We start from the raw sequence: 21,205 nt of genomic DNA, 5'->3' as shown, positions 1-21,205 counted from the left end.
TATATGGATTGCTTAAACTATATTGGCAGGAAAAAATGACTTTTTGGAAGCCGATTGTATACTCGTCTATTTATTTAAACAAATATCATTAATAGCTGCTTTATTTTACATCTCGTATTTTGAATGATTACCAAGATAAGAAAAGAATGGATCATAAAAAGTTTGTTGTGCTATCAGATTTGAGCATGAAATGGTTGATAGTCTTAAAGAATCATCTACTGATGTCAATGAATTATCTTCCTGGTTTTCCGGCGTTGAACCCCTTAAATTTGATAAATTAAGGACAAATATTACCGTAGATATTGCCATAATAGGAGGGGGTATAGCCGGTTTATCAGCTGCATATAACCTATCAAAAGCAGGTAAAAGTGTAGCTGTTTTGGAAGATGGGTATATTGGTAGTGGTGAAACTGGGCATACTACTGCTCATCTTACTCACGCTCTAGATGACAGATATTTTAATTAAGAGAAATTGGTTGGTAAAGAGGGAGCGGTCTTGGCAGCTGAAAGTCCTACTACAGCCATTGATTTTATAGAATCGGTGGTTGAGGAAGGAAAAATAGAATGTGATTTTGAGAGGCTAAACGGATATCTGTTCTTAGGCTCTGAAAATGATAGAGATATTAGACAAAGAATATGAAGCTACTCGTCGGTCTGGGATTCTGACCGAATTAATTCCCAGATCTCCATTGACTTCTTTTGATACAGGACCTTGCATCAAGTTTCCACATCAGGCTCAATTTCATCCGTTAAAATATCTTCGAGGATTATCTAAATCAATTTTAACTAATAATGGGGAAATCTTTACGGAAACTCATGTACACGAAGTTTCTGAAAATTGTATAAAAACTTCAGATGATTGTCAGATCAATACCAAAAACATAATCATAGCAACCAATGCTCCCATTGTAGATAAAGTTAGTAAAATTTACGATAAACAAATTCCATATAGAACATATGTGATTGGAGCGATGATAAAGAAGGGTTCTGTACCAAAAGGCATATACTGGGACACAGGTAATTTGAATTCAACAAACACTATCAAACCATATCATTATGTTCGAATTCAAAAGTTAGAAAACGATCGGAACGCTTACTCTTCGAACAATCCTAGTAACAATGAATCCAACAATGAGAAAAAGAAAAATAATACTGATGAATATAAATTGCTAATCAATGGGGGGTGAAGATCATAAAACAGGTAACGAATACGACATTGAAGATAGACACACTTTCCTTGAAGCATGGGCAAAACAACGCTTCCCAATTGAGAAGGTTTTGTATAAATTGTCTGGACAAGTTATGGAACCTATCGATTCATTAGCTTTTATAGGTGAAAATCCTAATGGTAAAAACGAAGTCAAGAATAAGAAAATCTATATTGCTACCGGAGACTCTGGTAACGGAATGACCTATGGTACAATAGCAGGAATTCTATTGTCTATTTAATACTGGAAAAACAAAATAAATGGACTTGGTTGTACAATCCTTCTAGAACAATAAGAAATATCGATAACAAGGAAGATAACAAATCTACAAAAAAGGACACCAACAACAGCAATAGCAAATCAAATCAAAAATCTGAGGATAATCCCACTTCAATTAATAATTTCCAGAACAAATCCAAAATTGAATCTCTTTTATTTAACGAAGGAGCTATTATTGATGACGATCCAAAAAATCCAATTGCAATCTTTAAAGATAAACACGGAAAAATTATGCATATTCAGCTAAATGCACTCATCTAGGATGTACCTTAACATGTAATCCCCTAGAAACATCATTTGATTGTCCTTGTCATGGATCGCGGTTCTATAATAATGGTGAAGTAATAAATGTACCTGCTAATACCAAACTTCCGGTGTCAGATCTTTAATGGAATATTTGAACCCATATGATTGATACCTCCAATGGCTTTATAATTAAAGGTCTAAAGATTATGAGTATAATGATTTACTACCCCTATGATTATCTTTTGTGAATATCCTATAATCCTAATACTTAGTCATATTTACAAAATGCATACCAGTTCGGAGAAACAGGATGGTGTAGTTAAACTGTATTAGAATCCAATTATAGAATAAATTCTACTTGTCACTTTTAATTTGACCCTCCTGAGGGAATTTTTTCTGACAACATTAAAACATATCAACATACAGACGAAGTTGCTTAATTATGCCATTAACAAATTAAAGATTCTGTCTTACAGAACCTTCTGAGCATATAAAGCTAAATCAATTTGAACAAGATGGAAAAAATAGAATGATTAATTAATCTTAATTTTTTGTTATATGGTGTTTATATTGTTTGTGATATATGGTGAATCGTGATAAGTGAAAATATTTCATCTACAGATAAAAAGTCAATTATTAATGGACTAAATGAGGATCTTGCCAGAGAATATAAAGCAATAATTCAGTATGTAGTATTTAGTTCTACTTTAAAAGGTGCAGAATATGGAAATATTGCAGCTCAATTGGAAAAGCATGCATCTGATGAATTACAACATGCGTTAAAGGTTGCAAAACAAATTGATTATTTGGGTGGAACCCCTATAACAAAGGGTAAAGAAGCTGAATCATCTGAGAATCCAAAAGAAATGTTAGAAATTGATCTTCGTGCAGAACAGGAAACCATAAAAAACTACAGAGAAAGAATCAGACAGGCCGAACAAGCAGGTGAATATGCTTTATCAGAAATTCTGAGAGGAATTATTGCCCAAGAACAAGATCACGAGATAGATTTGAAGGATGCATTAGGATTAAGATAAATACAGGTACTAAAATATACATTCACCAACACCTTTTCTATATTTTCAATTCTTATTCGATTTTTTAATGTTTAAGACAAAAAAACCAATTCGATAAACTAATATTTTTACAATGTGGCTTGTTGCCGATAAATAAATTTTCATATAGCAGTATTTTAACAAAGTTGATATTTATTTTACATGAGAGAATTCAAGAAACGAGGTTATCTGTACGTTACTATTATGTTTTTTGCAATAACATGGCTTCTACACGGAATTACTGCATATAATCAATTTATAAGGAACAGTACGAACATGGTCAACCAGTTGCAATGAATCTGTTTTGGAATGAGTTCATTAGACAAACTATGGAGAATTGGCAATCTGAATTTTTACAGTTATCATGGCAGATAGGTGGCCTGATGATTTTGTTTGCTGTGGCTTCTCCGCAAGACAGAATAGGTGAAGAAAGAAAAGAGAAAATTTTAGAGAAACTATTGGAGTTAGAAATGTCCAAGGATGACTACAGTCAATTTATGAATAATTTAAAAGAAAAGTATCCTGATAAATAATCTAAAATAAAAAAAGTGAATATAAAAGAAATGCAATCAAGATACGACATGTTAATATCAGATGTTCTTATCCTATACCATCAGAAACCAAATCCTTGCAAGCAAAGCAACATATTTACTATAATTCGAAGGGAATAAGAAAAGAACAGGTAAGATCATCAGGCTCAGAGTCCGATAAATTATGGATTGATATATGTGATCCATCCCCTGAAGACCTTCAATCTATTGCGAAGGAATATGATATAGATGAAGATAGCCTGAGGCTGATTGGTCAAAAAACAAAGAAACCTCAAATAAGAATGCTCGATAATTACATATTTAGCATAATATTAGATATCCGGTTTAAAACTATTAAACAATTGATAGTAGAAGGTATCTATATTTATGTTGGCCAGAATTGGATAATTACTATACATTCATCTGAAGTCAAAATATTTTCAACCATTAAAGATATTCTAGAAAAGAAGAACACAAAATTATTTGCCTCAAATATTAATGCACTTTATTATACAATTATAGACGAAATAATATCAAGATATGAACAGATATTAACTGCAATTGAGCTTACACTCACAGATTTTGAACAAAAATCATTATACAAAAAGCCTTCAAAAAATATGCTCAATTATTTGGATGTGGTGGCAAAACAAACTATAGTAATAAGAAGGCATTTTTGGTATACAAGAGACGCTATAAACTTTCTAACTCATACGCAGAACCAAGACAATGAAATTAGATATTTACAAATTGCATATGATGACATAGGACAGCTGATTGACTTGGTAGAATCATATGGAGATACTATTAATTCAACACGAGATCTATACATGGCAAATATCTCGTTACAACTTAATGATACAATGCGGATCCTAACCGTTTTTAGCGTAATACTTCTACCCTTAACCCTTATAGCAGGAATATACGGAATGAACGGATTGGACTTGACAAAATTAAGTGATATCCCTCAAGGGTTGTTAATAGTCCTAATTACAATGGCATTAATTTCGATATTGCTATTGATTTTTTTTAAGCGTAAACAATGGATTTTTACTAAAGAGGACATATTTAACAATTCAAATACTAGCCCTACTTCAAAGGATTAGCTGTTTGGATGCTTTTTTTAAATATTAGTTTGTTGGATTTAAGACCGTAACCACATCAAAGGTTGGCCAATTCCATTGCTAAAGATTTCACTGCAGAGACTTTTTAATTTAGCATAATTTTCTATATTCAGGGTTTTTTTTTTTGACAAAACTTTATTATCATTTATCAGAGACTTGTTGTATCAGCTATTGGAGTAATTGGTAAGGTATCAAATATAAGATAATATGATCATATTAGTAAAATGTCTCTTTTAGACAAAGTAGCCATAGTTACTGGTTCAAGTAAAGGTATTGGATTTGAGATAGCAAAGGAATTTTCAGAGAGAGGCGCTATAGTCATAGTATGTTCTCGAAAACTGGCTCATTCCAAGACTGCTGCCGCAAAGATAGGAGGTACAGCACTTGCACTCGAAGTCGACGTCACCAATGGATCAAGCGTAACAGAGTTTATCAAAATCGTTTTGAACATATATCATAAGGTTGACATCCTTGTAAATAATTCTGGCTTTCCATATGACGATACAATATGGAACAAGAAAATACATGAGGGCTCAAATGACGAGCTTGAAAAGATAATTAGCGTCGACTTGTTTGGGTCAATAAGACTTTGTCGAGCTGTCCTTCCAATAATGATAAAAAATTCACCTATTGAAAGCCAAAATAGTAACATAACAGGAGATAGAAAAGCCGGCGGCGGTGTTATAATTAATATTTCCTCTACTCCGGCTATTTCTGGACGTGTGGGAGGTTTCCCATATTCCATCGCAAAATCTGGAAACATAACATTGACAAAATGTATCGCCAAGGAGTACAGTAGCTTTGGCGTAAGAGCATATACCCTGGCTTTAGGCAATATTGCTACACCTGCTACGTTAGATTCAATGACTGAACAAATAATAATAAAGGCCGCTTTGGAATCACCTATGAAAAGATGGGGTAAACCTAAAGAAGTCGCAAAGGTTGCTGCGACCCTAGCAGACGATAATTTCTCCTATGCAACTGGGAATACAATCGTTATAGATGGTGGAACGGTACTAATTTAGTAGCCAAAAATCATATTTTTTACGAGTACATATAATAAATGTAGGACTTTTAGTCCTATTGTACTATTTCAAAATTTATTTTTTCTTTTCTAAATAAATCTAATAATATATTGGCTTGGTTCTTGCTCTCTAACTCCAAACTCAAGTATACCCCTGCAGTACCAGCAGGAATATTTGAACTAAGTCGATCATGTTCTACTTCCACTATATTCACACTAGCTTTTGAAATTTCATCAACAATTTTTTTCAGGGCTCCAGGTTTGTCATTAAGATCTACAAATATTTTCAATAATCTACCTGTTTGCATCAAGCCTTTTGCAACAATTTGTCCCAAAAGATACATGTCTACATTTCCACCAGAAATGATAGAGACCAAATTCTTACCTTGTTCACTGCTTTTCTTCTTCGAAATAAGGTAAGCGAGAGCAGCTGCACCAGCAGGTTCTGATACGATTTTTGATCGTTCCATCAATAAAAACATCGTCTTTACAATTGCACTATCATCTATCAATACAATATCATCAACATGTTTTTTTACGATTTCATAAGTAAGTTTACCAGGAGATTTAATAGATATACCATCAGCTATAGTGTAACCTTCTTTTGCTTTTGTTATCTTATTTGTAGAAATTGATTTTTTCATAGTCGGAAAAGCAGTTGATTCAACACCAATAATTTTGACTTTCGGATTTATTGATTTTATTGCAATCGATATTCCCGCAATCAAACCGCCGCCTCCTATTGGGACATAAACCTCATCTACTTCTTCTAAGTCTTCCATAATTTCCAAGCCGATTGTTCCTTGTCCAGAAATTATGTCTGGATCTTCAAAAGCAGGAATAATAGTTTTATTTTCCTTTTCTGCATAATCCTTGACAGAACTAGCAGACTCATCGTAGTTGTTTCCTTCCAAAATCACTTTGGCCCCGTATGACTTCGTGGCAACAATTTTACTAGGAGATGCATTTTTGGGCATAATAATAGTGCAAGAAATATTATAAAATTTTGATGCAAAAGCTACTGCTTGAGCATGATTTCCAGCCGACGCTGCAATCACTCCATTCTTTTTTAATTCATCTGACATATTATGAATTTTTACCATCGCACCTCTAACTTTAAAAGACCCAGTTTTCTGAAGGCATTCAAGTTTCAGATATAAGTTGTTACCATTTAATTTGGAAAAAGTTGCAGATTTTATCAAATCTGTTCTCCTGATGTCATATTTTGTTAGTAGGTTTTGAGCCTCCTTAATCTTGTACAAGTCTAAGTTAAAAATTTCTTATCCTTAAAAGGAAGATCGGCGGTTTATTTAAATCTGTTGTGCTTAACACTAACTATTTTGGTGTGGTCTTTATAGATGATACTTGATATCATATCACGATCTTACATATCATCTTCAGTGTAAATATACTGTATCCAAAATTTTTGCTTTAAGCTAGAAATTAATAAAACAGATGTTATTTTGTTAAAAAAGCCTACAGATTTTATAATGAACATTTTACAATTTATAGAATCTAGCTCAACTGTTAATTTCAGGAATAAAACCAACGTACAATAATTATTTTCTGTATATGTAAAATCAAGAAAGTAGAGGCAGGTAAGTAAAAGGTATAGTCAAACACTATTATCAATATAAATAAGAATCGCTCATCAATTGAATTTAGTTTATTTTGGTATCAATTCTTTACTATTTCATATATCATTACCAATTATAGATTAGGCGCATCAATTATGTGGTGACGTAAACTAAAAAAAGATTAAGCTGGCTCCTTATCCGTGTTTTCTGTATCGGTCTCTTCGAGTGCTTCTTCTCTAAGGTTTTCAGATGGGCCAGTTGTTTGTGGGTCTTTCTCAGCGGAACCAATTTTTTTTTGGTTCTCTTGCGATTCCTCTAGATTTTCATTATTTTCGTTTGACAATCTACTGTTCATATTTATATATACAACAAAATATAATAAGCTGTTTAGTTTCGATAATTGATTTAACACGGTTAAACAAAGAGCATGCAAAACACCTGTCAAGTCTTAAATGGCAAAATTTTTTACAAGAATAGCATCAGAGTTTTCATGATTTGTCAAATTGTGATTGTAAAAGTATCTTCTTCAAAATAGGATGCCCTCTTAATATCAGGGTCGTGCAGTTGGATCATTTTCCTAGTCTTAGAATAACCCCTGCCATTGTTGTCTATAGCGATATTTGAAATAAACTATAATACATAGGAAGTTTGGCTATGTATATGCTTGAAATCATGAAATGTTATTGTGGAGAACAAATTATTATTGAGCCAGACATCAACGAAACCGTAGAGCAATTTATCAATAGAAGACAATGTCCTAAGTGCGAAAGAATTGGTCAATGGACTACCTGAAAATAGGGCCTTTAAAGACAGATACAAGGTGTCTTAATTTATTGGCAAATTAAGAATAGATTCGTTTAAAGATCATCATACTCAGCTTGGAGTTTTATGCTCGAGCAGTGCAAACGCAGAACGTCTTTGTTACATAACGAAAGTGATATTAATTCAAAATCAACTTGTCTTTGGGTACATTGTTTCTCGTGCCTTGGTTATTGTTATAATATTGAATAAAATCATCCAATATTTTTTTGAGGATGCTTACTATTCAAAGAGTCAAAATCCATGCTCAGATTTATTATTCAAAAGTAGTGTTTGAATAATGTGCATTTTTATTTCTCAATCTATCGCTCTGATAATTAATCTCAACAAAGTTCGAATAATGATCAATCTATTGGAAAACAATTATCTTCAGTAGTAACTATATCTTAATCAAAATCAGGGAGAGGTTGATAAGAAGTGGATTTCGATCTAGAACATATCTCCATAGGAACGTGTAGCATACCATAGTTGAAAAAAAATACATATAGCTTAAATAAAATGTTGAACATGTTAATATACAAAAGGATGAGTCGGGTTTCTATTCCGTTCACCGGTTCATTATTGTGGTAGGGGAGAAAGGCCAAACACGGAATTGGCTGATAATAGCTCCCCTATCTTTTGAGAATAAATAACACCGCTAAAGAATATTGATTTGAATTTGAGATTTTGGTTACAAAATCAAAGCAATAGTAAATCATTACATGCAACTTCTTTTCTTAGAAATTGTACAGTTTCTAATTATCATTTTGCTTAAACAAGTAAGATAATTATCTATGGTAAATTGGTAGGCTTATTCAAAAAAATAATTTGTACTATCTTAATAAAAAAATTATGTTACTTAACTTGATACAATTGGTAGGAATATTAATTTTCGTAGTACTTACTACAATATTTCTATATTTGCAAAAAAAGATGATACGTGGTTTAGATATTCGTTTTAATTACTTGACAGGGTTTTAGTCAAATTCAATATTATATCTAAATCATGCCTTAAAGTGACTTCAGTTACACCCGCAACCTCTGCAATCTTGTTTTGGGTAATTTCCTCATCATATTCCTTACATGACAGGTAAAGAACAGCGCCAGCCAATCCCATTGGATTTTTCCCAGCAGAAATCTCTGTTTTCGTAACAGTCATCATCATTTTTATAGCACGTCTTTTTGATCTTTCTGAAATTCCGCAAATATTTCCTATCTTTATTATTTCTTTTAATGCATCGACTTGAGGGACTTTGAGGTCTAGTTCAAACATTACCTTTCTGTATATTCTCGCTATTTCCTTTTCTTTTAGATTAGTAATTTTTGCAATTTCCTTTAACGTTCTTGGTATTCCTAATTCTCTACATGCAATATAAGAAGCAACAGCCAAAGCCCCTTTTATTGTTCTTCCCTTTATCAATTTCCGGTCCTGTATTTTCCTGTACAGATATGCGATCTTTTCAATTGCTGGTTCGGGCAAGCCCAGTACATCTTTCATCGTGTATAACTGAATAAACGCAGATTGAAGATTTCTCTTTGAAGAATCATTTGTTTGTGATCTGGCGTCCCAAGTTCTCCACCTACCTATTCTACTTTTCATTGCCAGGTCAATTTGACGACCAGATGCATCCTTATCTATCTTGCCTATAACTGTAGAAAGTCCACGATCGTACTTGGCCAGAGAAGTTGGCGCACCGGTTCTATCCCTGAAATCTAATTCCTGAATATTTGAAGATGTCCATTCAGACCTAGCAGCCTCAGCATTATCAATTATAACACTCCCACAAGTAGTACAAATCAATTCACCAGAATTCTGATCGGTAATTATATTAGAATGCTTATTACATAAAGGACATAATACTGATGAATACGAATTAATTAATTTTTGAGCCATTTTGTTTTTTTCCACCACATTTTAGTTCTTATTATAATGCTAATCCTTCATTTTATCGTTTCTAATGAAATAATCATTAAGTTTTCGAAATAAGGAATAGGAATATACAAGTTTTAAATACTATGATACAAAATATTGATATTATTGGTCGTCAAAGACTAAAAATATGACATAATAAATCATGACAAGAATTATTGATATTGAAGCATTTCTAGATAGGAAATAGATGTCTATACTATTTTTCTTACGGAAATTGCCCTTTATAGTTGTTTTTTGATCTCCCCAGACAGCATTGATATCCAAATATGTACGTTTTATCTTGTTAAATTGAATTTGGATAATATTAAACTTGATTAGAAACAGGGCAGTTCTATTTAAAATACAAAATTGATACAAGAAATTGTATTGGATAAGAAGATACTTCAAGTTTTATAGGCCAAAAGACAGATATTGATAAGACAAGATTGATTAATTATGCATCGGTAATAAAATAACCGACTTTTTTTAAGAGCATGAATAAGAAGTATACGGAACAAATAGAATACAAGAAAGTATATGAAATCAGACCAGCAACCCTGATGTTTGAAAAAAAATGGATGTGAGAACTCAGTTTAATCAAAGTTGTTGATTCTCTCAAACATTTACTTTTTCTGGGATGTTGCTGAGAGAGTGTTCTCATCAATATAACTAAATGGATTCGATACTATACTCATCGATTTACATTACTAGTGAATCCCATTTTAGATACCAATCAATAAAGGCATTAAGTTTCTGTCATTATCATGTTTATTATAGTTAAAGAACCAACCTACTGGTGTAGGTCTAGAGTTGAAATTATCAATACTATCAAATTATTTTTGTCAAATCCAAGATAATTGATTTCGCCCTGATGATTATAGTAATAATGGACCTTGTTAGGTCTGTATAAGAATCTAACGAAATTATTTTATATTACAAAAGTATAGAAAGTGATATGAAAAGTTCTAATTTGGTTATTCTTGTTTTGCCAATATTAATGATTGGACTTCCGACCGTGTTTGCTCAATCTAATAATACCAGCATAAGTAATGCCACTGGAGGATTATCATCAGAATCGGTAGTTTCTGCAATTACAAACTCAACATCGAGTCCTGCAAATTTGATAATTAATTCCTCGTCCCCTGCAGAAGATGCACAAAATGCCACTGGAGGATTATCATCAGAATCGGTAGTTTCTGCAATTACAAACTCCACATCGAGTCCTGCAAATTTGATAATTAATTCCTCGTCCCCTGCAGAAGATGCACAAAATGCCACTGGAGGATTATCATCAGAATCGGTAACTGAATCAAAGTATTGATTTTCAAGTAATTCTTCCTTAGTTTAGTTTTGTACCCAACTTGAGTCCTCAAAATGAATCATTAGAATCAATAAAGAAAGAAGTTATTCAATGTGTCCTGTGCGGACTATCAATAACCAGGAAGAATGCTGTACCAGGTAGTGGGGGTATAAATAGAAAAATAATATTGATAGGCGAGGCCCCAGGAAAAAACGAAGATGAGACTGGTAGTCCCTTTGTGGGAAGCGCTGGTAAAATATTGGATCAAGCGCTAATCGACGCACGAATAGAAAGAAAAGAGATTTACATTACAAATGTGGTCAAATGCAGGCCACCTGATAATAGGGTTCCAACTGACGAAGAAATTAGAATATGCACCAGTGAATATCTCAAAAAAGAGATCGATATTATTTCACCTAAAATCATTTGTATTTTGGGCGCAACGGCTTTAAAGTCATTAGTTGGACTAAAATATATGACACCATATCGTGGGCAAATAGTTAATCGCCCACCATTGAAATATTTTATAACTTATCATCCAGCAGCTACTATATACAATAACAAATTAAAACAAATTTTCTTTGAAGATATCCAAAAACTCGCAAAAATAGTGAATGCTCAGGATGAGATGATGGATAAATTTTTTCCAGCCTAGCTGAGAAAAAAAGAAAATTGGACTGCAGATTCTAAAGTAATTTTTCTACTTATAGTAACAAGAATTTAGTAGTAATAGTCCATTGATCATTTTTGAACATTTTTTAGATTAAGCGTTTGATTATCCGAGTTATCCAAGAAGTATTACCTAAATCAACAGTTTCAAAGAAGGTAACATAATAGGATCTAGAACTGGATCTAGAAATAAGATATGATTGAGGAACACAGCGAGGAACTACAGCAGAGGAAAGATTAGGATGGATAAGGAAAGGGACTGAAAAACAGATACGCTATTTCGCACTTATCAAATGAATCAAGTCATTGGGCACAGCCATTGACGCTAGGTCTAGCAATGGTCCGTACCAAATACCAAATATTATCATAAAACCCAATGCAAATAGCAATACAGCAACTATCGATTTTGGTTCCTTCTGTCTTACCCTATTTTCGCCCTCTTCCATGTACATTTTCCTTATAATCCAAGCGTAATAACCCAAAGATAATGCACTGTTTAGAATACCGGCTATTGCAAGATAAGGTCCCCACCATATTACTTGACCACTATCTATAGCAGCTCCAAATATCAAATACTTACCCCAAAAACCGCTTAGGGGAGGGACTCCAGCAAGTGCAAGTAACGAGATGGCGAACACAAACGCTGTGATAGGCATTCTAAATCCCAATCCCTTATACTTTTCGAGTGTATAGCCGGCTATGGTTATAATTACACCCGCAACAGCAATAAAGGCAGCAGATTTCATTACTGCATGATTCAATATTTGCAACAACGAGGCATCTAACCCATAGTCAGAATATGGAGCAACTGCAAGTCCGATCAAGATATACCCAGCCTGCGCAATGCTTGAATAAGCAAGGATTCTCGGAATACTTTTCTGTGTCAGTGCTCCTAAATTCCCTAGTGTCATAGTAAAAATGGCTATTATTGCAAGAGTAAATGTCCAGTGCACGTTAAGGGCGATCATACCAATAACTATCACCCTAATGGCAGCTGCAAATCCGGCTTTTTTCGTTCCAGCTGCAAGCAGCGCAGCAATCGTAGTTGGAGCTCCGGAGTAGGTATCAGGCAACCACATGTGGAATGGAACCAGACCCATTTTGAATCCAAAGCCAGCGATAAAAAGCCCCACTGCCAGCAAGCCAAATGGGATCAAATCTGGATTCAAATGCGACATTGCCACAATTGAATCGTAAATATTTGTAGTACCAGTTAATCCATACACAATTCCCATTGCCAAAACGATGATTGCCGACGATAGAGCTCCAAACAAAAAGTATTTGATTGAAGCCTCGTTTGATATGGGATCTTTTTTATTAAAAGCAGCTAACGCATATGTAGGGATAGACATTAGTTCCCAAGCAACTAGCAGCATTACGAAATCAGTTGAATAACCTATGAGGATCATTCCAATGCTTGATAATAATATCAAAGAATAGTATGCAGCATGATTGCTTTTTTTCTTCATGTAACTCCATGAAGAAACGGTTACCATAATGGATACTATAAGAAATGCTATAGAGAAGAATGCACCAAAAATATCGTCTCCTATGACTCCAGTATTTGCTAATGATAATGCGGGAAGATTTTCTCCAGAAAATATCCGATATATCACAACAATAAGGGCTAAAGTTAGGGCCCCAAAGGCTATGGCGCTATAAACTTTATTCTTAGATCCTCGCTCCTTATTCAAGGCATCTATTATTGGAATTAACAAAGCTACGCTCCCTAGGATGATGGTTACTAAAGCAGGGGTCGAAAATATATCAATCATAGTTTCTCATTCTCTCCTTAACTCAATAATAGCATGGTAATTAGAATTATACCAGCTGAAAATACATAAAGATAAGTCTGTACGTTACCTGTTTGTACTGCTTTTGCGACTCTTGACATCAATACCATTGATTGTTGTACTGAAGGATTAATTCCATACATTAAGATGTTTTCAAAATACTTGTAAATTCGTCTGTAAGCTGCCAATGGTAATACAACGCCTATCCAATAAAGAAGTGAATTAAGATACCATCGGTTGTATAGGAACTTCCATAACGCCTTGGAAACAACGTTGTCGCTGATCTTCTTTGGGTCCGCAATTCTCTTGATGTAAAACAAATAGCCAAGAAATCCTCCTATTCCAAACGCAGCTACTGATGAAACAACCGCAAATGGATTGAGTTCCAATGCATCCTGTTCAGACCCTCCGGTAGTAGTTGCATCGGATCCGGTTAATTCGGGTGAGCTTTGTATGGCTTCAGATCCTCCTAATGGTACCACTCCGTTCTCAGTGATTCCAAAATAAGTGTCAAGATATGTTGCAAATATATGATGCAGTTGACCCTCAAAAGCAAAGCCCACAACACCAAAGGCAATAGATGCTATTGCCAATGCGGCGAATGGAAGCCACATGATTTTATCGACTTCACGTATACGATGTCCTTTATTTTCAATATTGACTACATTTTGGCTCGGTTTTCCAAAAAATACTAGGCCCACCATCCTGAATGTATAGAACGCGGTCATAATGGCTACGGTGACAGCAATCAAAAAGACATAAGAAGAGAACTCATAGTTAGATTCAAGGATAGAAGCAAAGATTGCATCTTTACTCCAGAATCCAAGTGTTATCAATGGGGCACTCGCTAGCGACAGGCTTGCTAGCAGGAAGAATATGTAAGTTTTTCGCATATTCTTTTTTAGCCCACCCATATCGTTCATAAATCGAGAATGTACAGTATGTAGTATCGCACCGGCGGCCATAAATAACGAAGCTTTAAACAGTGCATGGCTAATCAGGTGAAAAAACCCTGCAGTATATCCGTCAACAAAGTTTGTAGAAAGACCTGCAATTCCCAAAGCCATCATCATATAGCCAATCTGCGAACCTGTGGAATAAGCCAAGACTTTTTTTATTTCAGGATTAACTATTGCTTGAGTGGCTAACAACAGAGCAGTTATCGCTCCAACCCATGTAACAATTTCAAAAAACTGATTCATATTAAATACAGACAAGGCGAAAAATAGAGGACCTATTCTAGCAACAAGGAACACTCCTGCTTTTACCATTGTTGCGGCATGGATAAGAGCTGAAACGGATGTAGGTCCTGTCATTGCCTCCAATAACCATTCATTCAGCGGAAACTGAGCTGATTTACCTATAGCCCCTCCAAATATTAAAACGGCCGCGGGTACCAATAGATTTTGTTGCATCATCACATGAGCCCAGGTTTGGTCGGCCAATAATTCCCTAAAGCCAAAGGTACCAGAATACATAAAGATCATAAACATGCCAGACAGCATCATGACATCCCCGGCCCTGTTAAGTAAGAATGCCTTTATCCCAGCGTGTGTAGGCGATGTCCACTGAGGTATGCCCCAAGCTGTATGCCCTTCTTTGCCAACATAATCTTTCTTTCTATCGGTGTACCAGAATCCTATCAGGGCATAAGACGCAAGTCCCACTCCTTCCCAACCGAAAAATACCATCAATAAATTGTCGGATAATACAATAAGTTGCATTGATCCTATGAAGAACAGCATAAAGAACCAATACCTTATCAGCGATCTTTGTCCATGCATGTAGGAAATAGAATACACAAAGATAGCTACCGAAATCCAAGCTACTAAATTACTCATGATTATGGCAAGTGGATCAGCCAAAACACCTGCGTCTATATCTAAGGCAGAAAACCATGGGATTTGACTATGTATCTCTCCATTTGTCAACCCTAGAGGCAGGATACTCAAAGCCAATAAGGCACTAATAATTGAAAATGCAACAGCAACATAACTTTTGAATTTTTCACTTTTTTTTCTTAAAATTGGAATAAAGGCAGCTCCAATAAATGGAGTCATCCAAATTAACCATGCATTTACCCCTATTCCTTCAAAACCTAAAACTTCAACCACATTTATTCACCTATAAAGTAATGCGATGATCCACATAATTTTCAGATATCAGATATGTCCTCTGGAATTCAGTTCCACCTGGAAAAGCAACATTACTAACCTTTGTATTGTTAATTGGTTTTTCATCTAATTGTGCTGTTCCAGGCGTGATCTTTACGGGTATCAGCTCGTCTGAATTATTATAAAGATTTTCAACATATCCTATAATCGGTTTATAAAATAAATCAGGATATAATCCCAGTATCAATGTTAATGAAGCTAAAATCCCCATGGTTACTAAAACATACTTACTCGAATCACGTACATTTTTTAATGTTTCTGGGGTAATCCCATAGAAGATTCTTTTGTACATCCACAATATATAAGCAGATGTCAGTATAGTAGTCGTTATAGCCAATGCAAATAAGACAGCCTTAAGAGCACTCTCGCTAACTACAGCATTTTGTAACGCGCCATTAAAGAGGACCCATTCAGACATAAAACCGCTTGTTATTGGTACACCAATGATTGTTAATCCACCAATCATTGCGAATACAGCAGTATATGGCATTTTCCCACCCAATCCACCTAATTTATTCATGCTTCTTGTTCCTGTTTGTAAGATAATGGAACCTGCCATCATAAACAATAGTCCTTTACCTAAAGCATGGGTGACATACATAAAGATTGCACCACTAATACCTAGGACACTTTCTGATCCTATACCAAAAAGCAGATACCCCATCGAACTTATGCTAGAGTAGGCCAAAACTCTTTTGATATCTTTTTGCATTAAAGCCATGGCACCTCCATATATCATTGTTGCAACCCCCCAGATGCTTATGTAAATACTATAATCGGTATAGTTTCCAGGGCCCGACAACAGTTCAATCCAAATTCTTATCAGACCATACGCACCTATTCCCGTCATTGCTGAGGATATCAGTACAGAAATAGGAGTGGGAGCATCTGTATAAGTATCTGGTAACCAAACGTGGACAAGGAAAGCAGCTAGTTTAACACCAAATCCAATAATCAGCGCTGCCACAATTACAGTAATCCATGCTTGTGGAATTTGGGACGCATTTGCCCTAACTATATCATAATCAAACCCACCAGTCAGAAAACCCATCGCCATTAAACCCAACAGCAGGATAACTGCACCGACGTGAGCCCAGAAAAAGAACATTAATGATGTTCTTTTCTTGTTTCCGTATCCAAAAAAGGCAATTAAAAAGAATGATGGAACCAACATCAGTTCAAAAAATACATAAAATTCGAACAAATTGGTTGCCAAAACTGTACCAAGCATACCCATCGCGAAAACAAGATAAAGAGAATAATAAAGGCCTAGTTGACTATTTAAGTAGGACTTTTGATCGGTCGATAAAATTAAAGAGGATAAAGATTTTCCGTCCTTATTAGAATACAACTCACTTTCAGCATCATTCATTTGCAAATTAGAGAAACTCTTAACCTGTTCATACTGAAGAAGAATTTTTCTTACCATATAGGGTTTTGAATAAATAACCACAATAGTTGATAGCAGATAAATCGTAATAGCAAAAGGAATGCTCAAACCATCTAATTTTAACCCGAAATGACCCAATTGACTCCAATCAAAGACTTCTTGATATGATCCTCCAGAACCTAGGCCTATAGATGGAATAATCACTAGCGCAGTGGAGATAGCTAAAATTCCAAAAGTCAACCACGTTGTAATGTTTATTCCCTTTCGTTTTCCCAAAAAATACACTACCGGAGATAATATCAAGGGCATAAATGTTGCCACCATAAGATAATAGGAAGAATCCACCATCTACATCTCTTGCTCCGAATACCCCTACCACAACGACATTAACTCCTTTTATATATTATACGGTTGAATTTTTAAAAAAAATACTTTTTGAATAAAATTAATTCTTTAGGTTCTTATATTCAGTAATATCTATATCTTTGTAGAACCTATAGGCTATAATTATGATTCCTAAGCCTACAGCAACCTCCGCAGCAGAAATTGCTATCGAGAAAAGCACAAACACTTGGCCTTGAGGACTAGGTAGCATCCTTGAAAAGGCAATGAGTACAAGATTTACAGCATTTGCAATTAACTCGATTGAGAATATTAATCGTAGTGCATTTCTTTTTACAACTAGTCCATAAATTCCAATGGAAATGAGGATTATAGCTATATATAAAAAATCAGTTGGTTGGTTCATTTCTTTCCTCAATATCCTCTCTGCGTGCCAAGGCCAGGGCACCTATTACCGCTGCAGCCAGTGTTAATGCCAATACTAACAATACCGGTGAATAGTATGTTAATAATTCTTTCCCTATTGCCTGTACATCAAATATTGGAACCGTGTCATTAAATTTCAGTTGGGTTGCAGCAGAATTACCTAATATGGATCCTGCTAAAACAAGAAATGCTAATCCTAGCAAAATACCTGCAATCTTTCTTTTCCGCGTTTCTTTTTTTGTAACTGTATTCGGAGCCCGTACTAGCATCACTGTGAATATAATAAGAACTGCAACAGCACCTACGTATACAGCTATTTGAAACATTGCAACAAAAGGAGCATCCAAAATAATAAAGTAGCCTGCTATCCCAAGCATAGAAACTGCCAAAGCTATTCCCCCGTACAATAATTCCCGGCTCTCAAGAGACAATATAGCTGATCCAATGGTGATAACAGATAAACCTACAAAAACACTATCTACCATGATATGCACCTCGTGAGCCTATTTTTATTTCGACCTCACCGTCATATTTTGGTTTTACAGCCAACTGGGCTGGTGTGTATATTAAAGCAGATTTGGTGAAAGAAGACAACTCATAGTCATTTGTCATGTACAAGGCATAAAAGGGACAAGCATCGACGCACAAGCCACAAAAAACACACTTTCCATAATCTATTTGAGGCATTATAGATTTTTTATTTTGCTTCCACTGCTCATCAACTTTCACCATAGTGATTGCCTCTGCTATTCCCTCACAAGCTATAGCACAAAGCTGACATCCGGTACATTTGTCATGAAATAAAATATGTCTACCTCTAGTCCCAGCAATTCCGACACCTTTTTTGGGGTCAAATTGGTATCCATCGCCCACAAATTTCAGCTTTTCCTCTGGATAACGGAATGTAAATCTTTTTAAAACTAGGTGCTTAGTTCCAGACTCTAGAGCTTTTATGAATCCTGTTGCAGTGTTCATCTTATCGAAATCACTCCCTCCGGTCCAATAATTCCACCGTAAATCAACATCAATACGACGAACAGATTTATGAATGTTAAAACTATTAGCTTGTACCATCCTGTATGAAGTAAAATATCAATTCTAATTCTCGGATTGATACCTCTAATTATCAACATCAAAAAGATGACCACAATTGTTTTCACCAAAAACCAGAATACGCCGTTTACCGTAATCGCATTGTATACCCCATCTAAGGCTAACATTTGTAGCAACGGCAAATTAGATTCATGAGCCCCAGGAATTAATTCGGGAGGAAATATTTGTGGTCCATACCATCCACCTAAAAAGAGGGTTACAAACAATCCTGCAAGAGCGTATAGTTTCAAATAGCTACCTAGCTGTATTAATCCATAAATCATTCCAGTAGTCTCAGTTAACCAGCCTGCAACTATTTCACTTTCGGCTTCGGGCAGATCGAATGGGATCCTTTCTAATTCAGCCAAAGAAGATATGAAAAATACAAAAGCGTTAATCGGAAGTAAAAAAATATTCCAGATCATATATTGTGACCGGGCAATCTCCGTGAGATTAAGAGATGATGATAAAAGAACAACCGGTAAGGCGGATAAGAAAAACGGTATCTCAAAGGCGATCATCTGGTGGAGGGCCCTTAATCCGCCTATGAATGGATATTTGCTGTTACTTGCCCATGAAAATAACAACGCGATTAATGGGAAGAACCCAAGTATTGCAAAGGCAGCTATTAACCCTACGTCAACATCAGCAACTACCCAACCTGGGGCTACCGGAATTAACGCCACTACCGCCGCGGCAGTAGCCACAAACATTATTGGGGCCAACCAGAATATGGGCTTATCAGCTCCTGAAGGTACTATAATCTCCTTTGTAAGAAGTTTTAGCCCATCCGCTAATAATTGGAAAATACCTTCAACTTTACCAGCGTAAAGTGGTCCTACACGCAATTGCATTTTAGCTAGCAATTTACGTTCGACAAATATTGTAACTGCTGCTATCAGAGCCGCAAATACAAACCCAGGAAAAACTGCTGCTCTAAAGAGGTCGGTATGCATGAAAAATTGAAGGATAGGTAGTGTCCTAGACGGATCAATTATCATTGAAAAGAAAAGATACGGGGTCAAAACTTCTCCTTCAACTACGGGCAATGGAACATAAAATAACGTAACAAAGATTATCGGAAGAATGAGTACGGTAACTAATGCTAGCACTACAAATAAGAGCCAGACAATACTAGCTGCGAAATTCCCGAATCTAAAATTGGGGTTCAGCGAACCCACTATCTGTCAGCCTCCACCGGCCAATAATTTAGAGACCAATATACTGCAGGCATATCACCTAATTTCGATCCAGTTAACAAGAAAGGTAAAGCAAGCAAATTCCTAAATGAACCTACCGATGCCTTTACCCTATATGGCCTTGGACTCCCATCACTCACTACATGATATCCCAACGCACCTCGTCCTGATTCCACCCTCTTGTATGTTTCTCCAGGGGAGCTTTTAATATTAAATTGCAATTTTTCTCTTACGTCTCCTGACTCTGGCATCTTATCTAATAATTGTCTGATTATGTGACATGACTCACGCATATCCAGTACAGGAACATATGCTCTTGCAAAAGAATCGCATGTTTTCATGTATTGAACATTAAAATCGATTTCATCATAAACGTCATATGGCTCCACTTTCCTGACATCAAATGGTACTCCCGATGCCCGTAGAACAGATCCTGTTACCCCTAGTTTAATCGCATCTTCTTTGGTTAATATTCCAACACCCTCAGTTCTTTGTCTTAGCAAAGGATTGTTATAAAAAATATCATCATATTCTTTTAGCCGTGTTTCAAAATAATTGACTTGGGCCAAACATTTTTCTTTAAAATTGTATGGGATATCATTTCTGACTCCACCTGGAATATTGAAGGCATTAGTTACTCTTGCCCCACTCAATCGCTCTAATAAATCGATAAGTAATTCTCTATCTCCTGCAGGCCACATAAACATTGTTGAATGTCCCAAGAATATTCCATATATTGCTAGCCAATACAATGTGTAAGAAAGTCTACTAAGCTCCGATGCAAGTGCTCTAATAAATTGACCCCTTCTAGGAACTGTGATGCCCACAAGATCCTCCACAGCCAAACTGTATGAATATGTAATGTTACAAGAATCATGAATCACGGGGCGCTCTAAATGGGGTATGTTTTGAAAGTGATTTCTATATTCGCACATTTTTTCATGCCCCCTATGAACATAGCCGGGGTCAGGATCTACAAATACAATATAGTCTCCATCTACTTTAATGGTAAATCTAAAATGGCCGGACCCTGGATGCTGTGGACCAACACTTAAAGTCATTAACTT

At 35.4% G+C, this 21,205-nt stretch carries 22 protein-coding genes and 1 pseudogene; 12 read left to right on the top strand and 11 right to left on the bottom strand.

Features of this window, described 5'->3' with window-relative positions; all coding sequences use genetic code 11:
- Positions 1 to 190 precede the first annotated feature (190 nt).
- From AAGU22_RS05165 to AAGU22_RS05120, 10 genes and pseudogenes are all read left to right on the top strand, one after another.
- On the top strand, positions 191 to 466 hold the full coding sequence (locus tag AAGU22_RS05165; RefSeq protein WP_458721156.1) for an FAD-dependent oxidoreductase: 276 nt from the start codon (positions 191 to 193) through the stop codon (positions 464 to 466).
- Between the two features lie 6 nt (positions 467 to 472).
- A complete protein-coding gene (locus AAGU22_RS05160) occupies positions 473 to 640 on the top strand; it encodes a hypothetical protein (protein ID WP_458721155.1) in 168 nt (55 codons plus the stop codon).
- Complete coding sequence (locus AAGU22_RS05155; RefSeq protein WP_458721154.1) at positions 612 to 1,187, top strand: FAD-dependent oxidoreductase; 576 nt, start codon at positions 612 to 614, stop codon at positions 1,185 to 1,187. Before AAGU22_RS05160 ends, AAGU22_RS05155 begins: the two co-directional genes overlap by 29 nt.
- Positions 1,177 to 1,449 (top strand): FAD-dependent oxidoreductase, encoded by a 273-nt coding sequence (locus AAGU22_RS05150; protein ID WP_458721153.1) that lies wholly within the window; start codon positions 1,177 to 1,179, stop codon positions 1,447 to 1,449. Before AAGU22_RS05155 ends, AAGU22_RS05150 begins: the two co-directional genes overlap by 11 nt.
- Before the next feature lie 29 nt (positions 1,450 to 1,478).
- The gene (locus AAGU22_RS05145) at positions 1,479 to 1,748 is read left to right on the top strand and encodes a hypothetical protein (protein ID WP_458721152.1); all 270 of its coding nucleotides are present in this window, start codon (positions 1,479 to 1,481) and stop codon (positions 1,746 to 1,748) included.
- Positions 1,749 to 1,771: 23 nt separating this feature from the next.
- Positions 1,772 to 1,876, top strand: a pseudogene (locus AAGU22_RS05140) (Rieske 2Fe-2S domain-containing protein); the annotation flags it as partial.
- 450 nt (positions 1,877 to 2,326) lie between these two features.
- Positions 2,327 to 2,770, top strand: a complete 444-nt coding sequence (locus tag AAGU22_RS05135; RefSeq protein WP_458721151.1) for a ferritin-like domain-containing protein — start codon at positions 2,327 to 2,329, stop codon at positions 2,768 to 2,770.
- A gap of 311 nt (positions 2,771 to 3,081) precedes the next feature.
- A complete protein-coding gene (locus AAGU22_RS05130) occupies positions 3,082 to 3,321 on the top strand; it encodes a hypothetical protein (RefSeq protein ID WP_458721150.1) in 240 nt (79 codons plus the stop codon).
- A 95-nt stretch (positions 3,322 to 3,416) separates the two neighbouring features.
- Entirely contained in the window at positions 3,417 to 4,424 is a 1,008-nt protein-coding gene (locus tag AAGU22_RS05125; RefSeq protein WP_458721149.1) for a magnesium transporter CorA family protein, read from the top strand.
- 242 nt (positions 4,425 to 4,666) lie between these two features.
- Complete coding sequence (locus tag AAGU22_RS05120) at positions 4,667 to 5,467, top strand: SDR family NAD(P)-dependent oxidoreductase (protein ID WP_458721148.1); 801 nt, start codon at positions 4,667 to 4,669, stop codon at positions 5,465 to 5,467.
- 55 nt (positions 5,468 to 5,522) lie between these two features.
- Here AAGU22_RS05120 and ilvA read toward each other — a convergent pair whose 3' ends face one another.
- The 3 genes from ilvA to AAGU22_RS05105 form a co-directional block, all read right to left on the bottom strand.
- Positions 5,523 to 6,728 carry a threonine ammonia-lyase gene (ilvA, locus tag AAGU22_RS05115; RefSeq protein ID WP_458721147.1) on the bottom strand — a complete coding sequence of 402 codons (1,206 nt, stop codon included), beginning with the start codon at positions 6,726 to 6,728 and terminating at the stop codon, positions 5,523 to 5,525.
- 496 nt (positions 6,729 to 7,224) lie between these two features.
- On the bottom strand, positions 7,225 to 7,398 hold the full coding sequence (locus AAGU22_RS05110) for a hypothetical protein (protein WP_458721146.1): 174 nt from the start codon (positions 7,396 to 7,398) through the stop codon (positions 7,225 to 7,227).
- Positions 7,399 to 8,799: 1,401 nt separating this feature from the next.
- On the bottom strand, positions 8,800 to 9,735 hold the full coding sequence (locus AAGU22_RS05105) for a transcription initiation factor IIB (RefSeq protein WP_458721145.1): 936 nt from the start codon (positions 9,733 to 9,735) through the stop codon (positions 8,800 to 8,802).
- Between the two features lie 973 nt (positions 9,736 to 10,708).
- Between AAGU22_RS05105 and AAGU22_RS05100 the strand changes: the two genes are divergently transcribed.
- Positions 10,709 to 11,074, top strand: a complete 366-nt coding sequence (locus AAGU22_RS05100) for a hypothetical protein (protein WP_458721144.1) — start codon at positions 10,709 to 10,711, stop codon at positions 11,072 to 11,074.
- 40 nt (positions 11,075 to 11,114) lie between these two features.
- Complete coding sequence (locus AAGU22_RS05095; protein ID WP_458721143.1) at positions 11,115 to 11,708, top strand: uracil-DNA glycosylase; 594 nt, start codon at positions 11,115 to 11,117, stop codon at positions 11,706 to 11,708.
- 289 nt (positions 11,709 to 11,997) lie between these two features.
- On the opposite strand, the gene AAGU22_RS05090 is transcribed toward AAGU22_RS05095, so the two are convergent.
- From AAGU22_RS05090 to AAGU22_RS05055, 8 genes are all read right to left on the bottom strand, one after another.
- Positions 11,998 to 13,497: an NADH-quinone oxidoreductase subunit N gene (locus AAGU22_RS05090; protein WP_458721142.1), complete on the bottom strand. Its 1,500-nt coding sequence runs from the start codon at positions 13,495 to 13,497 to the stop codon at positions 11,998 to 12,000.
- 17 nt (positions 13,498 to 13,514) lie between these two features.
- Positions 13,515 to 15,575 carry an NADH-quinone oxidoreductase subunit 5 family protein gene (locus AAGU22_RS05085; protein WP_458721747.1) on the bottom strand — a complete coding sequence of 687 codons (2,061 nt, stop codon included), beginning with the start codon at positions 15,573 to 15,575 and terminating at the stop codon, positions 13,515 to 13,517.
- A 64-nt stretch (positions 15,576 to 15,639) separates the two neighbouring features.
- Complete coding sequence (locus AAGU22_RS05080; RefSeq protein ID WP_458721141.1) at positions 15,640 to 17,427, bottom strand: complex I subunit 4 family protein; 1,788 nt, start codon at positions 17,425 to 17,427, stop codon at positions 15,640 to 15,642.
- Positions 17,428 to 17,524: 97 nt separating this feature from the next.
- A complete protein-coding gene (gene nuoK / locus AAGU22_RS05075) occupies positions 17,525 to 17,827 on the bottom strand; it encodes an NADH-quinone oxidoreductase subunit NuoK (protein ID WP_458721746.1) in 303 nt (100 codons plus the stop codon).
- Positions 17,811 to 18,332 carry an NADH-quinone oxidoreductase subunit J family protein gene (locus tag AAGU22_RS05070; RefSeq protein ID WP_458721140.1) on the bottom strand — a complete coding sequence of 174 codons (522 nt, stop codon included), beginning with the start codon at positions 18,330 to 18,332 and terminating at the stop codon, positions 17,811 to 17,813. Before AAGU22_RS05070 ends, nuoK begins: the two co-directional genes overlap by 17 nt.
- Complete coding sequence (locus tag AAGU22_RS05065) at positions 18,322 to 18,822, bottom strand: 4Fe-4S binding protein (protein WP_458721139.1); 501 nt, start codon at positions 18,820 to 18,822, stop codon at positions 18,322 to 18,324. Before AAGU22_RS05065 ends, AAGU22_RS05070 begins: the two co-directional genes overlap by 11 nt.
- A complete protein-coding gene (locus AAGU22_RS05060; protein ID WP_458721138.1) occupies positions 18,819 to 20,120 on the bottom strand; it encodes a complex I subunit 1/NuoH family protein in 1,302 nt (433 codons plus the stop codon). Before AAGU22_RS05060 ends, AAGU22_RS05065 begins: the two co-directional genes overlap by 4 nt.
- On the bottom strand, positions 20,120 to 21,199 hold the full coding sequence (locus AAGU22_RS05055; RefSeq protein ID WP_458721745.1) for an NADH-quinone oxidoreductase subunit D: 1,080 nt from the start codon (positions 21,197 to 21,199) through the stop codon (positions 20,120 to 20,122). The genes AAGU22_RS05060 and AAGU22_RS05055 overlap by 1 nt, the downstream gene beginning before the upstream one ends.
- Positions 21,200 to 21,205 lie beyond the last annotated feature (6 nt).

The sequence above is a fragment of the Candidatus Nitrosocosmicus sp. R genome (genome assembly GCF_054408505.1).
The sequence above is the reverse complement of the archived record's forward strand: the minus strand, read 5'-3'. Positions and strand labels throughout refer to the sequence as shown.